A 13,062-nucleotide genomic window follows, 5' to 3' on the forward strand; every position below is an offset into this window, starting at 1 on the left:
GATTGGCTTGTTGACTAATGTAATAACATCACATATCGAATCCGCCCCTGCAGCACCGATCGTCGCCCCATGGATCGTCACATGAGCCAAACCTGCCTGACCTTCCGCGACCTGACGCTGGGCTATAACAGCCATCCTGCGATCCACCACCTCAATGGTACGATCCGCAAGGGGTCCTTGACGGCGGTCGTCGGCGCCAACGGCTCCGGCAAGTCGACGCTGATGAAGGGCATCGTTGGCGTCCTGAAGCCGATGGCCGGCGCGGTGATCCGGGCGCCCGGCGTGCGCGCCGCCTACCTGCCGCAGCAGTCCGAGCTCGACCGCTCCTTTCCGGCCCGGGTCGTCGACCTGGTTTCGCTTGGCCTGTGGCCGCGGCGTGGCATGCTCGGCCGCTATACCAGGGAAGATCGCGACTCGGTCAGCAAGGCGCTGATGGCCGTCGGCCTCGGCGGTTTCGAGAAGCGGCCGATCGACACGTTGTCGGGCGGCCAGCTGCAGCGCACGCTGTTTGCCCGCGTGCTGTTGCAGGATGCCGAGCTCATCCTGCTCGATGAGCCGTTCAATGCCGTCGACACGAAGACCGTCGGCGACCTGATCGCACTGATCAAGCGCTGGCATGGCGAGGAGCGTACGATCATGGTGGTCGTCCACGATCTCGACCTGGTGCGGCAGAATTTCCCCGAAACACTGCTCCTGGCGCGCCAGCCGGTCGCCTGGGGCGAGACCAGAGAGACGCTGCGGCCGGAGAATTTGTTGCGCGCGCGCCGCTTCCACGAAGCCTGGGAGGACAACGCGCCATGGTGCGAGCCTGGCGAGCATGATCACAGTGTGCACGATCACAGCAGCCACGAGCATAGCCATGACCATCATCACGGCTCCGGGCCGAGGGCGGCATGATGGACGTGCTTTACGGTCTTTTCGTCGCCCCGTTTGCCGACTACGCCTTCATGCAGCGGGCGCTCGCCGGCTCGATGATGCTGTCGCTCGGCGCCTGCCCGGTCGGCGTGTTCCTGATGCTGCGGCGCATGAGCCTGTCCGGCGACGCCATGGCCCATGCCATCCTGCCGGGTGCTGCCGCCGGCTTCCTGTTTTATGGCCTGGAGATCCTGCCGATGACCATCGGCGGACTGATCGCCGGCATCATCGTGGCGCTCGGCGCCGGCGCCGTCTCGCGCTTCACCATCCAGCGCGAGGACGCCTCGATGGCGGCCTTCTATCTGATTTCGCTGGCGATCGGCGTGCTTATGGTGTCGATCCGCGGCTCCAGCGTCGATCTCATGCATGTGCTTTTCGGCACCGTGCTGGCGCTGAACAACGAGGCGCTGACGCTGATCGGCGGCATCGTCGTGGTGACGCTGGTCAGCCTCGCCATCTTCTGGCGAGCGCTGGTCGCCGAATGCCTCGACCCCTTGTTCCTGCGCTCGGTCAGCCGGATGGGCAGCCCGGTGCATTTCATCTTTCTCGGCCTCGTCGTGCTCAACCTCGTCGGCGGCTTCCAGGCGCTCGGCACCTTGCTGTCGGTCGGGCTGATGATGCTGCCGGCAGCGGCGGCCCGCTTCTGGACCTCGCGCGTCGAGCCGATGTGCGTGCTGGCGACAGTGATCGGCTTTGCCTCTTGCATTGCCGGGCTGCTGTTGTCCTATCATGCGTCGCTGCCCTCCGGCCCGGCCATCATCCTGTCCGCCGGCGTCGTCTATTTCGCCTCGATCCTGTTCGGGACGCGCGGCATCCTGCGCGCCCGCATCATCCATCACCGCCACAGAACTGCCTGATCCCAACGAAGGAGACTTGTCCATGCTGAAATCGATCCGCGCCGCTTTGGCCGTGAGCGTTATAACATTAACCGCCTTTGGCGCATCTTCGGCTTTCGCGGAGCCGTTGAAAGTGGTCGCCAGTTTCACCATCATCGGAGACTTCGCCAAGAATGTCGGCGGCGACCGGATCGATCTGACCACCATCGTCGGGCCGAACGGGGATGCGCATGTCTACGAGCCGAGCCCAGCCGATGCGGTGGCGATGGCCAAGGCCGACATCGTGCTGGTCAACGGCCTGCATTTCGAAGGTTTTCTGCAGCGCCTGGTCGACGCCAGCGCAACCAAGGCGACCGTCGCCGTGCTGACCAAGGGCGTCACGCCGATCAATTTCAAGCCCGAATTCGCCGAGGCCGACGCCCACGCCGATGGTGAGACGGCAACCGATCCGCACGCCTTCCAGTCGATCGCCAATGCCAAGATCTATGTGAAGAACATCGCCGACGCCTTCTGCACGGCCGACGCTGCGGGTTGCGACAGCTACAAGGCCAATGCAGCCGCCTATACGCAAAAGCTCGATGCGCTCGAGGGCGAGGTACAGGCAGCGATCCAGTCGATCCCGCAAGAGAAGCGCGTCGTCATCACCTCGCATGATGCCTTCGGCTATTTCGAGCAGGCCTACGGCTTGACGTTCCTGGCCCCGGAAGGCGTGTCGACCGAGTCGGAGCCCTCCGCCGCCGACGTCGCCAAGCTGGTCAGCCAGGTGAAACAGGACAAGGCGGCGGCGATCTTCGTCGAGAACATCACCAATCCGCGGCTGATCGAGCAGATCGCCAGCGAGACCGGCATCAAGGTGGGCGGCACGCTCTATTCCGATGCGCTCTCACAGCCCGACGGCCCGGCCTCGACCTATATCGACCTGATGCACAACAACATCGCCCAGATCAAAGGCGCGATCCTCGGCAGCTGAGCCGACCGATCCGGTTCATCCAGCCGGGCTGGCGCATGATGCGTCCTGGCGACATGCGGCGTTAGCCCGGCTGGATTTCCGGCATCGAAATCTCTATCTGCGCGGATGGATTTCTTTTCGCGCGGATTGCCGACCGGGTCAGGGAGTGGCAAGACTGCCGCTAACCAGATTGCGAGGACCCCAGCCATGGAATACCGTCAGATCAGCGAGGACTATTCGGTCTCGGGCCAGATCCAGCCCGAGGATGTCGCGACCATCAAGGCCGCCGGCTTCAAGAGCGTGATCTGCAACCGGCCGGACGACGAGCAGCCCGGCCAGCCATCGGCCGACACCGTCAAGGCGGCGGTCGAGGGCGCCGGGCTCGCCTTCCGCTACATCCCCGTCATCAGCGGCCAGATCACGGCCGAGAATGTCGAGGACCAGGCTGAGGCGCTCGACGAACTCGAAGGCCCGGTGTTCGCCTATTGCCGGTCCGGCGCCCGCTGCACCAATCTCTATGGGCTGATCCAGCAATCGAAGGGGTGAACGTTCGCGCCCTCAGATCGGCAGCGCGCCGGTCTCCTTCAACGTCTCCAGCACGATCGCCGTCTTCACATGCTGCACCGATTCGTGCGGGAGCAGCACGCTGTTGACGAATTCCGACAGCGACTTCAGGTCCGGCGTCACCACTTTCAATATATAATCCATCTCGCCGGTCAGCGCGTGCGCTTCCTGCACTTGCGGCAGCCGCGCCACTAATTCGCCGAAACGCCGCGCATTGTCGCGGTTGTGGGTGGCGAGCGTCACCGAAATGACGTTGACCAGGGAAAAGCCGAGCTTGTCGCGGTCGAGCACCGCCCGGTAGCCCTTGATATAACCGTCCTCCTCCAGCCGCTGGCGACGGCGCGAGCATTGCGACGCTGACAGATTCACTCGTTCCGACAAATCGTTGTTGGTCAACCGCGCGTCGGCCTGCAGCAGAGCCATTATCTTGCGGTCAAACTGGTCAATGCGCGCTTCATCCATGGATTTCGACCCGGTCATGCACAAGTTGCGCATGATCGGAACATTTCAAGCGTTTGAATGCAAGCAATTTGCACTCGCTCCGCGCTATGATTGGGCTCAGATATGGCCGATGCGGCCAATGCCAGATTTCGGGCCAGATTTCGGAGCAATGCCATGGGTCCCTTCCCGCACGACGCACCGCCCGCCAAGATCAGCAAAACCAATCCCGCCGGCACCGACGGCTTCGAATTCGTCGAATTCGCGCATGCCGAGCCGGAAAAGCTCGCCGAGCTTTTCACCCGCATGGGCTACGTGCCGGTGGCCAAGCACCGCAGCAAGGACATCACCGTCTGGCGGCAGGGCGACATCAATTATGTCGTCAATGCCGAACCCGGCTCGCATGCGATGAAATTCGTCGACAAGCACGGCCCTTGCGCCGCCTCGATGGCGTGGCGGGTGGTCGATGCCAGGCATGCCTTCGACCACGCCGTTGCCAAGGGCGCGACGCCCTATGAAGGCGCCGGCAAGTCGCTCGACGTGCCGGCAATCGTCGGTATCGGCGGATCGCTGCTCTATTTCATCGAAACCTATGGCGAGAAGGGCTCGGCTTACGACGCCGAGTTCGACTGGCTGGGCGAGCGCGATCCCAGGCCGGAAGGCGTCGGCTTCTATTATCTCGACCACCTGACCCACAATGTCTATCGCGGCCAGATGGACAAATGGTGGGATTTCTACCGCGACCTGTTCGGCTTCAAGCAGATCCATTTCTTCGACATCGACGGCAAGATCACCGGCCTGGTCAGCCGCGCCATCACCTCGCCCTGCAGCAAGATCCGCATCCCGCTCAACGAGTCCAAGGACGAGACCAGCCAGATCGCCGAATATCTGAAGAAGTACAATGGCGAGGGCATCCAGCACATCGCCGTCGGCACCGACGACATTTACGGCGCCACCGACAGGCTGGCCGCCAACGGCCTGAAGTTCATGCCGGGCCCGCCCGAGACCTATTACGACATGTCTTATGCCCGCGTGAACGGCCATGAAGAGCCGATCGAGCGCATGAAAAGGCACGGCATCCTGATCGACGGCGAAGGCGTCGTCGACGGCGGCACGACCAAGATCCTGCTGCAGATTTTTTCAAAGACTGTGATCGGGCCGATCTTCTTCGAGTTTATCCAGAGGAAGGGCGACGAAGGTTTTGGCGAGGGCAATTTCCGCGCTCTGTTCGAATCCATCGAGCAGGACCAGATCAAGCGCGGCGTGCTGAAGGTGGACGGCAAGGCAGCGTAGCCAGTTCGGCCGAGGTGCCTTGTGGTTTGATCAGTTATGACCTAAATTCTGGTCATAAAGGATCGAGTCATGAATGTTTCCATTGCCGAAGCCAAGGCCAAATTGTCGGAACTCGTCAGCCGTGCGGAAGCCGGCGAGGAGATCGTGCTCACACGCCACGGCAAGGTGGCGGCGCGTATCGTACCTCCGGCAGTGGCCGAATCCCTGCCGCGTATCGGCGCATTGAAGGGCAAGATCTGGATTGCGGACGATTTTGATGAACTCGGTCCCGAGTGGGATGAGTACGTGAAATGACGGTCGGCCCGTTTCTCGCCGACACACACATCATCCTCTGGTCGATTTCGGACGATCGGCGTCTCAGCGAGCACCACCGCGCTATTCTGGCTTCGGAAGCGGTGGTGTTCGCGAGCGCGGCTAGCGTCTGGGAAATTGCCATCAAACGCTCGATCAGAAAACTCGATGCGCCGGACGACCTGCCAACGCTGCTTCCAAGGATGCAATTTCAGCCGCTCGCCGTAACCTTCCAGCACGCAAACGCCGTCGGCAGCCTACCCCACCACCATGGTGATCCGTTCGACAGACTTCTGATTGCGCAGGCGCAAATGGAGAATCTCACCATCCTTACATCCGACCCGCATTTCGCCAGTTACGATGTGGCTTTGGCATAATTAGCCAAGCAGTTGGTCTCGCAGTCCCAGCCGCTCGACTTCGGCTTTCCTCAACTTAACATCGTAATCGAGGAAGAACTCGTCGAGTTGTGGCGGTTTCACCGAGGTGCCAGACAGCATCGCGTGCACCTGGCCGCGATGATGGATGTCGTGGATGAAGAGATGGGCGAGCAAATCGCCGATCCGCTCCGGTATCATGCCGTCCTCGCGCCGATCAGTGACGACGCGGCGTTCGAGATCGTCCGCCGACAGGCGGTCGCAAAAAGCGATCAGCCGCCGGTCGGCCTCCGCCCGCTTGCCAAAGAGCGCGTCCGCTTCGTCGAAGCGCAAGAACTCATCATAGGCCGCGGCGCCGACGCCGCCCTCTTCGAGAAAATCGAGATAGAGGTGATCGACCGCCAGAATGTGGTTCAGCGTTGCCTTGATCGACGGGAAGAAGCTGGTTCGCTCGGCTTCGAATTCACCAGGCTTAAGCTGCAGTACGGCGCCATAAAGCCGGTCGTTCGACCAGAGATTGTTGCGCGCCATGCGGCGGAAATGGTTCAGCAGGTCCATGACTTCACGCAGCTGACCGGACCAACGACAAGCCTGCCCCCATTAGCAGGAATCCAGCGAGAACAATCAGCAGCAGCCCGATCATGCGCCGCCGCATGCCTTGCGTTTCCTGGTCACGCGCGACGTTCGTGTTGGTGACGGTGTGAAACATCATCGCCTTGCGCGGAAAGCCGCTGCGGTTGGTCAGGCCGGGCGAGCGCGCCTCGATGCGATAGCTCAGCCGGATCGCCGGGATGAAGATCGCCAGCATGACAAGGGCCCAGACACCGCACAGGAGATAGAATGTCTCGCCTGTCATTCTCTTGCCCCCTCGTATTTCTCGACCTTCTGCTCGATGGCGCCGAAGATCGAATGCCCGCCCCTGTCCTTCATCTCGATGCGCACGGTATCGCCAAAGCGCAGAAACGGCGTCTTCGGTTCGCCGGCTTCGATGGTCTCGATCATACGCAACTCGGCGATACAGGAATAGCCGGCGCCGCCCGCCGAGACAGGCTTGCCCGGCCCGCCATCGAGCTTGTTGGAGACGGTGCCCGAACCGACGATGGTGCCGGCGGCCAGCGGCCGCGTTTTTGCGGCATGGGCAATCAGCGCCGGAAAGTCGAAGGTCATGTCGATGCCGGCGTTCGCCCGGCCGAACGGTTTGCCGTTGAGATCGACCAGCAGCGGCAGGCTGACCTTGCCGCCGTCCCAGGCATCGCCCAGTTCGTCCGGCGTCACCGCAACCGGCGAAAAGGCTGATGACGGTTTCGACTGGAAGAAGCCGAACCCCTTGGCAAGCTCGGGTCCGGTCAGGCCGCGCAGCGTCACGTCGTTGACCAGCATGACCAGCCGGATCGCTGCCCGCGCCTCGTCGAGGCCAGCGCCCATCGGCACGTCGTCGACAATGACGGCGACCTCGCCTTCCAGGTCGATGCCAAGGGTCTCGTCGATCATGCGGATTGGGTCGCGCGGTGCGAGGAAGGCGTCCGAACCGCCCTGGTAGATCAGCGGATCGGTCCAGAAGCTTGCCGGCATCTCGGCGCCGCGCGCCTTCCGCACCAGCTCGACATGGTTCACATAGGCCGAGCCGTCGGCCCATTGGTAGGCGCGCGGCAGCGGCGAATGGGCGTCGTGCTCGTGAAAGCGAGCCGACGGCACCGCATTGTTCTCCAGCGATTCGGCCATGGCGGTGAGATGCGGCGCGATCCGACGCCAGTCATCGAGCGCGGCCTGCAGCGTCCGCACCAGGAACGACGCATCGGTAAACCGCGTCAGGTCGCGCGAGACGACGACGAGTTTTCCGTCGCGCGTCCCGTCCTTCAAGGTGGCAAGCTTCATGCGGTTTCCTCTCCTGGCGCAGCTTTGGTGCTGCTTTGATTTTTTGTTCTAGGCATGATCTCTTCCGAAAACCGGTTTCCACTTTTCGAGATCATGCTCCAGCCCCACAACAAGGCCGTCGCGGGCGATCGTCAAGTCGCCGGCCCATGTTTTCCTGACGGCGGCAATCCAGTCGGCCTCGCCGATCTCGGGATCGTCGGCGGGAATGAGATGGTTGAGGACCAGTCTTTTGACGCCTGCATCGCTGGCGATGCGGCCCGCTTCCTCGGCAAAGCTGTGGCTGGCAAGCAGGTGTTCCCTCAGTCTTGCACCGTTGCCGGTCTTCGCGACCAACCGCTCGATGCCCTCTTCCAGCATGGCCTCGTGGACCAGGACGTCGGCGCCTTCGGCGAAATCCGACAATGGCGGAAAGAACGCCGTATCGGACGAGAAGACGATGCTTTGCCCGGCTTGCTCGAAGCGCAGCGCAAAGCAGTCCGTCACCGGCGGGTGGTCGACACGCAAGGCCGATATTTTGAGACCGCGCTCTTCCGCCACCTGCCCTTCACCAAACTCGACAATCGAGACCAGGTCGCGGAGATCCGGCCGCCCTTCGTCGGCGATGCGGATCTCGATGTCGAACTCCATCGCCTGGCAAAAGCGCTGCCAGTAGTAGCCGATGCCGGGCGGGCCGAATACGGTGACCTTTGTCCCCAGGCCGGCCGTCCATGCGGTGTGGATCAACGGTCCGAGTTCCAGCACATGGTCTGAATGCAAATGCGTGATGAAGATCAGGTCAAGCGCCTTCAGACTGACGCCGGCATCGGTCAGCCCGCGCGTTACGCCCAGCCCGCAATCGACGACGAGGGTGCGGCCGCCAATCTCCAGCAGCGATGAACTCGGCCACGGTCCGCCCGGCCGGAGCGCCGGACCACCCTTCGAGCCAAGAAGCACCAGACGATCCATCATGCGACGGCGCTCAAGACCAGTCGCCCTCGGGCGTGCCGTTGAAGCGTTTCTTCAGATCGGCCCAGCAGTCGATATAATTGTCCTGCCGGGTTTCGAGCTCGGCGCCATAGCGGGTCACCATCTGCGGGAAGCGTGTCTCGAACATGAAGGCCATGGTGTTGGCGAGCTTGACCGGTTTCAGCTCCGCGCGCGAGGCCTTTTCGAAGCCAGGCGCATCGGGTCCGTGGGCCAGCATCATGTTGTGCAGGCTGATGCCGCCGGGCACAAAGCCCTCTTCCTTGGCATCGTACTGACCATGGATCAGGCCCATGAACTCGCTCATGATGTTGCGGTGATACCACGGCGGGCGGAACGTATTTTCGGCAACCAGCCAGCGCGGCGGAAAGATGACGAAATCGATATTGGCAGTGCCTTCCTCGCCGCTCGGCGCGGTCAGCACGGTGAAGATCGATGGGTCGGGATGATCGAACAGGATCGCGCCGACGGGGGAAAACGTCGCAAGATCATATTTGTAGGGTGAATAGTTGCCGTGCCACGCCACCACATCGAGCGGTGAATGATCGATCTCGGTGACATGGAACTGGCCACACCATTTCACGATCAGCCGACAGGGCGTGTCCTTATCCTCGAACCAGGCGCAGGGCGTCTTGAAATCGCGCGGATTGGCCAGGCAATTGGCGCCGATCGGGCCGCGATCCGGCAGCGTCAGCTTGGCGCCGTAATTCTCGCAGACATAGCCGCGCACTTCGGCATCCAACAGTTCGACCTTGAACACCAGGCCACGCGGTAGCACGGCGATCTCGCCTGGCGTGAGTTCGATGACGCCCATCTCGGTGATCAAGCGCAAGGCTCCAACCTGGGGCACGACCAGCAACTCGCCGTCGGCGTTGAAGAAATGGTCGTCGGCCATCGAACGGTTGGCGACATAGACATGTGCCGCCATGCCGGTCTGGCCGAGCACGTCGCCGGCGGTGGTGATCGAGCGCATGCCGGCGATGAAGTCTGTCGGCTCTTTCGGCATCGGCACGGGGCTCCAGCGATACTGGCCGAGAGCGAGCTGGTGGTCGCCGACGTTCGGCGCGCTTTTCCACAGCGGATAATTCGCCGCTTTGAAGCGACCGGTATGCCTGACGCTCGGCCTTATCCGATAAAGCCAGGAGCGCTCATTGGTGCCGCGCGGCGCAGTGAAAGGAGAGCCCGAAAGCTGCTCGGCGTAGAGGCCGTAGGCCGGCCGCTGCGGCGAGTTGCGTCCTTGCGGCAGCGAGCCCGGCAAAGTCTCGGTCTCGAAGTCGTTGCCGAAACCCGGCATGTAGGAATAGGCCATGGCATCCTCCCTGGATACTGACAGAGCGCGCTCCTCGCCTCCGATGGCTGCGGCACTCAAGCATTGACCAAACTGGTTTCATCTGTAACCATTGAAAATGTAACTATCAACCGCGGCGTCTGCCGGGATACAAAATCATGGACGTCCTGGAACTCGAAAGCTTCCTGCCCTACCGGCTCTACCGTCTCGCCGATGCCGTCAGCCGGGAATTCTCCAGGATATACAAGGACCGTCACGGCCTGACCCGACCCGAATGGCGCACGCTGGCCGGGCTCGGCCAGCACGGCACCATGACCGCGACGGAACTCGGCGAGCAGTCGGCCATGCACAAGACCAAGGTTTCGCGAGCCGTCGCCGAGCTCGAACGGCGCCGCTGGCTCACTCGCACACCGGATGGAAAAGACAGGCGGGTCGAGCATCTGACGCTGACCCGAGCTGGCCTTGTCGCCTATCGCGAGATGGTGCCGCTGGCTAAAGCGTTCGAGCTGGAATTGCTTGCGAGGCTGAGCACGGAACAGCGAGCGGCCGTTGTCAGCGGAGTGGCGGCCCTGGAGATGGCGTTGCCGGATCGACGAAAGGAGCTGTGAAAGCTGCTACGCAGCGATCGTTCACACCCCCTCTGTCCTGCCGGACATCTCCCCCTCAAGGGGGAGATTGGACGTCGCTTCGGCTTTCGCCAATCTCCAAAGAAGAGCGATGTCGGCGAAGCTGCCAATCCCCCCCTTGAGGGGGAGATGGCCGGCAGGCCAGAGGGGGGTGCTGTCCCGCCAACATTTCTGATCGCCTACCAGTCCATCACCACCTTGCCGGAATTGCCGCTCTTCATCGCTTCGAAGCCGGAAACATAGTCGTCGATGCCGATGCGGTGGGTGATCAGGCCGCTGACATCGAGAGGACCCTGCACCAGCGCAATCATCTTGTACCAGGTCTCGAACATCTCGCGGCCGTAGATGCCCTTCAGATGCAGCATCTTGAAGATGACCTTGTTCCAGTCGATTTCGAAGCCGGTCGGCGCGATGCCGAGAATGGCGATCTTGCCGCCATTGTTCATGGTGTCGATCATGTCGCGGAAGGCAGGGGCTGCGCCCGACATTTCGAGGCCGACGTCAAAGCCCTCGGTCATGCCAAGCGCCGGCATCACGTCGCGCAGCTTTTCCTTCGATGCGTCGACGACATGCTGAACGCCAAGCTTTTTCGCCAGTGCCAGGCGCACCGGGTTGATATCGGTGATGACCACTTTTCGCGCGCCGACGCACTGCGCCACCAGTGCACCCATGATGCCGATAGGCCCGGCGCCGGTGACCAGCACGTCCTCGCCGACGAGATCAAAGGACAATGCGGTGTGAACAGCATTGCCTAAGGGATCGAAGATCGCCGCGATCTCGTCGGGCACGTCGTCGGGGATCGGCACCACATTGTGCTGCGGGATCGCCAGGTATTCGCCAAAGGCGCCCGGCCGGTTGACGCCGACGCCGAGCGTGTTGCGGCACAAATGCCCCCTGCCCGCCCGGCAGTTGCGGCAATGGCCGCAAACGATATGGCCTTCGCCGGAAACGCGCTGGCCGAGTTTGTACTCGGTCACCGCCGCACCGAAATCGGCGACGGTTCCGACAAATTCGTGGCCGGTAACCATCGGCACCGGCACGGTCTTTTGCGCCCACTGGTCCCAATTATAGATGTGGACGTCGGTGCCGCAGATCGCCGTCTTCCTGATCTTGATCAGCACGTCGTTGGGGCCGATCTCCGGCACCGGCACTTCTTCCATCCAGATGCCCGGCTCGGCCTTGGCCTTGACCAGCGCCTTCATCATGTTCGACATTCTTTTGTTCCCCAGAACCTTAGTCGCTTGAACCTCTTGATCCGGAATCGCTTTTCGGTTCCGGCCGTTCAGGAAATCACGCCGAGTTCCCGACCGACTGCGGCGAACGCCTCAACCGCGCGATCGATGTCTGCGCTGGAATGGGCGGCCGACATCTGCGTGCGGATGCGCGCCTGGCCCTTCGGCACCACCGGGAACGAGAAGCCGATGACATAGATGCCGCGCTTCAGCATCCGCGCCGCCATCTCCTGCGCCAGCGTCGCATCGCCAAGCATCACGGGGATGATCGGGTGGTCAGCGCCGGCCAGGGTGAAGCCGAGCTTGCCCATCTCGGACCGGAAATGCCCGGCATTGTCGTAGAGCCTCTTCCGCAATCCATCCCCGACTTTGATCAGTTCGAAGACCTTTATCGAGGCGCCGGCGATCGCCGGCATCAGCGTGTTGGAAAAAAGATAGGGCCGCGAGCGCTGGCGCAGCCAGTCGACCACCGGCTTCCTGCCCGACGTGTAGCCGCCCGACGCTCCGCCCAATGCCTTGCCGAGCGTACCGGTGATGATGTCCACCCTGCCCTCGACGCCACAATGTTCGGCCGAGCCACGGCCATTCCTGCCGACGAAACCAACTGCATGGCTGTCGTCGACCATCACCATCGCATCGTATTTGTCGGCGAGGTCGCAGACGCCCTTCAGATTGGCGATGGTGCCATCCATCGAGAACACGCCGTCGGTGGCGATCAGCCGGAACCGGCAGTCGCTCGCGTCTTTCAACCGCGCCTCCAGATCGGCCATGTCGTTGTTGGCGTAGCGGAAGCGCTTTGCCTTCGACAGCCGCACGCCGTCGATGATCGAGGCGTGGTTCAGCGCATCGGAGATGACCGCATCCTCCTCGCCGAGCAGCGTCTCGAACAGGCCGCCATTAGCATCGAAGCAGGAGCCGTAGAGGATAGTGTCCTCCATGCCGAGGAAATCAGAAATGGTCGCCTCGAGCTGCTTGTGTTCTTCCTGCGTGCCGCAGATGAAGCGCACCGACGCCATGCCGTAGCCGTAACGGTCGAGCGCCTGCTTGGCTGCTTCCCGCAGTTCGGCGCTGTCGGCGAGGCCGAGATAATTATTGGCGCAGAAATTCAGCACCTTCTCGCCGCCCACCTCGATCTCGGCCGATTGGGTCGAGGTTATCACCCGCTCGGATTTGTAGAGACCTGCCGATTTCAGTCCTTCAAGCTCGCTGTCGATGTGGGAAAGGAATGCTTCGGTCATGATCAGGCCCTGTTGAGATCGATGAGGACTGTCGCGCCGCGCGGACGAAAAATCCATCGCAAAAGCGACCGCTTCGGTGGCGGCAATGGCACGGCAGAGGCCACGATGTTCAAATGCAGAGGCGCTGCGAAAGATTGCAATAACCACTTTGCGGGTTTCCCGCCACGGTCGCCGCCGCCG

General features: G+C 62.2%; 16 protein-coding genes. 8 read left to right on the forward strand and 8 right to left on the reverse strand.

Annotation, left to right across the window (positions count from 1 at the left end):
- Positions 1-81 precede the first annotated feature (81 nt).
- From aztA to NKI01_RS05925, 4 genes are all read left to right on the forward strand, one after another.
- Positions 82-897, forward strand: coding sequence for a zinc ABC transporter ATP-binding protein AztA (gene aztA / locus NKI01_RS05910; protein ID WP_352481273.1), 816 nt, complete (start codon positions 82-84; stop codon positions 895-897).
- On the forward strand, positions 897-1,772 hold the full coding sequence (gene aztB / locus NKI01_RS05915; protein ID WP_352481316.1) for a zinc ABC transporter permease AztB: 876 nt from the start codon (positions 897-899) through the stop codon (positions 1,770-1,772). Before aztA ends, aztB begins: the two co-directional genes overlap by 1 nt.
- Positions 1,773-1,794: 22 nt before the next feature.
- Complete coding sequence (gene aztC, locus NKI01_RS05920; RefSeq protein WP_023717198.1) at positions 1,795-2,721, forward strand: zinc ABC transporter substrate-binding protein AztC; 927 nt, start codon at positions 1,795-1,797, stop codon at positions 2,719-2,721.
- 186 nt (positions 2,722-2,907) lie between these two features.
- Positions 2,908-3,246, forward strand: a complete 339-nt coding sequence (locus tag NKI01_RS05925; protein ID WP_023674411.1) for a protein tyrosine phosphatase family protein — start codon at positions 2,908-2,910, stop codon at positions 3,244-3,246.
- 12 nt (positions 3,247-3,258) lie between these two features.
- On the opposite strand, the gene NKI01_RS05930 is transcribed toward NKI01_RS05925, so the two are convergent.
- Entirely contained in the window at positions 3,259-3,726 is a 468-nt protein-coding gene (locus NKI01_RS05930; RefSeq protein ID WP_023717197.1) for an Lrp/AsnC family transcriptional regulator, read from the reverse strand.
- A gap of 153 nt (positions 3,727-3,879) precedes the next feature.
- On the opposite strand from NKI01_RS05930, the gene hppD reads away from it, so the two are divergent.
- The 3 genes from hppD to NKI01_RS05945 all read left to right on the forward strand — a co-directional run bounded on the left by hppD (position 3,880) and on the right by NKI01_RS05945 (position 5,663).
- Entirely contained in the window at positions 3,880-4,995 is a 1,116-nt protein-coding gene (gene hppD, locus NKI01_RS05935) for a 4-hydroxyphenylpyruvate dioxygenase (protein ID WP_023717196.1), read from the forward strand.
- A gap of 69 nt (positions 4,996-5,064) precedes the next feature.
- Positions 5,065-5,289 carry a type II toxin-antitoxin system Phd/YefM family antitoxin gene (locus tag NKI01_RS05940; RefSeq protein WP_023717195.1) on the forward strand — a complete coding sequence of 75 codons (225 nt, stop codon included), beginning with the start codon at positions 5,065-5,067 and terminating at the stop codon, positions 5,287-5,289.
- Entirely contained in the window at positions 5,286-5,663 is a 378-nt protein-coding gene (locus tag NKI01_RS05945; protein WP_023717194.1) for a type II toxin-antitoxin system VapC family toxin, read from the forward strand. The genes NKI01_RS05940 and NKI01_RS05945 overlap by 4 nt, the downstream gene beginning before the upstream one ends.
- On the opposite strand, the gene NKI01_RS05950 is transcribed toward NKI01_RS05945, so the two are convergent.
- From NKI01_RS05950 to hmgA, 5 genes are read right to left on the reverse strand one after another with little or no spacing between them, the layout of a single operon-like run.
- Positions 5,664-6,218 (reverse strand): DinB family protein, encoded by a 555-nt coding sequence (locus NKI01_RS05950; RefSeq protein WP_023717193.1) that lies wholly within the window; start codon positions 6,216-6,218, stop codon positions 5,664-5,666.
- A 4-nt stretch (positions 6,219-6,222) separates the two neighbouring features.
- Positions 6,223-6,516, reverse strand: coding sequence for a hypothetical protein (locus tag NKI01_RS05955; protein ID WP_352481275.1), 294 nt, complete (start codon positions 6,514-6,516; stop codon positions 6,223-6,225).
- Positions 6,513-7,535 carry a fumarylacetoacetate hydrolase family protein gene (locus NKI01_RS05960; RefSeq protein WP_023717191.1) on the reverse strand — a complete coding sequence of 341 codons (1,023 nt, stop codon included), beginning with the start codon at positions 7,533-7,535 and terminating at the stop codon, positions 6,513-6,515. The genes NKI01_RS05955 and NKI01_RS05960 overlap by 4 nt, the downstream gene beginning before the upstream one ends.
- A 48-nt stretch (positions 7,536-7,583) precedes the next feature.
- Positions 7,584-8,483: an MBL fold metallo-hydrolase gene (locus tag NKI01_RS05965; protein ID WP_352481276.1), complete on the reverse strand. Its 900-nt coding sequence runs from the start codon at positions 8,481-8,483 to the stop codon at positions 7,584-7,586.
- 10 nt (positions 8,484-8,493) lie between these two features.
- Positions 8,494-9,807 (reverse strand): homogentisate 1,2-dioxygenase, encoded by a 1,314-nt coding sequence (gene hmgA, locus NKI01_RS05970; RefSeq protein ID WP_352640013.1) that lies wholly within the window; start codon positions 9,805-9,807, stop codon positions 8,494-8,496.
- A gap of 137 nt (positions 9,808-9,944) precedes the next feature.
- Here hmgA and NKI01_RS05975 point away from each other — a divergent pair, with 137 nt between their 5' ends.
- Complete coding sequence (locus NKI01_RS05975) at positions 9,945-10,394, forward strand: MarR family winged helix-turn-helix transcriptional regulator (protein WP_023717189.1); 450 nt, start codon at positions 9,945-9,947, stop codon at positions 10,392-10,394.
- A 197-nt stretch (positions 10,395-10,591) separates the two neighbouring features.
- Here NKI01_RS05975 and tdh read toward each other — a convergent pair whose 3' ends face one another.
- A complete protein-coding gene (gene tdh, locus NKI01_RS05980; protein WP_023717188.1) occupies positions 10,592-11,626 on the reverse strand; it encodes an L-threonine 3-dehydrogenase in 1,035 nt (344 codons plus the stop codon).
- Between the two features lie 68 nt (positions 11,627-11,694).
- Positions 11,695-12,882 carry a glycine C-acetyltransferase gene (locus tag NKI01_RS05985; protein ID WP_352548954.1) on the reverse strand — a complete coding sequence of 396 codons (1,188 nt, stop codon included), beginning with the start codon at positions 12,880-12,882 and terminating at the stop codon, positions 11,695-11,697.
- Positions 12,883-13,062: the final 180 nt, after the last annotated feature.

The sequence above is a fragment of the Mesorhizobium sp. M0815 genome (genome assembly GCF_040319995.1).
Lineage (GTDB): Bacteria > Pseudomonadota > Alphaproteobacteria > Rhizobiales > Rhizobiaceae > Mesorhizobium.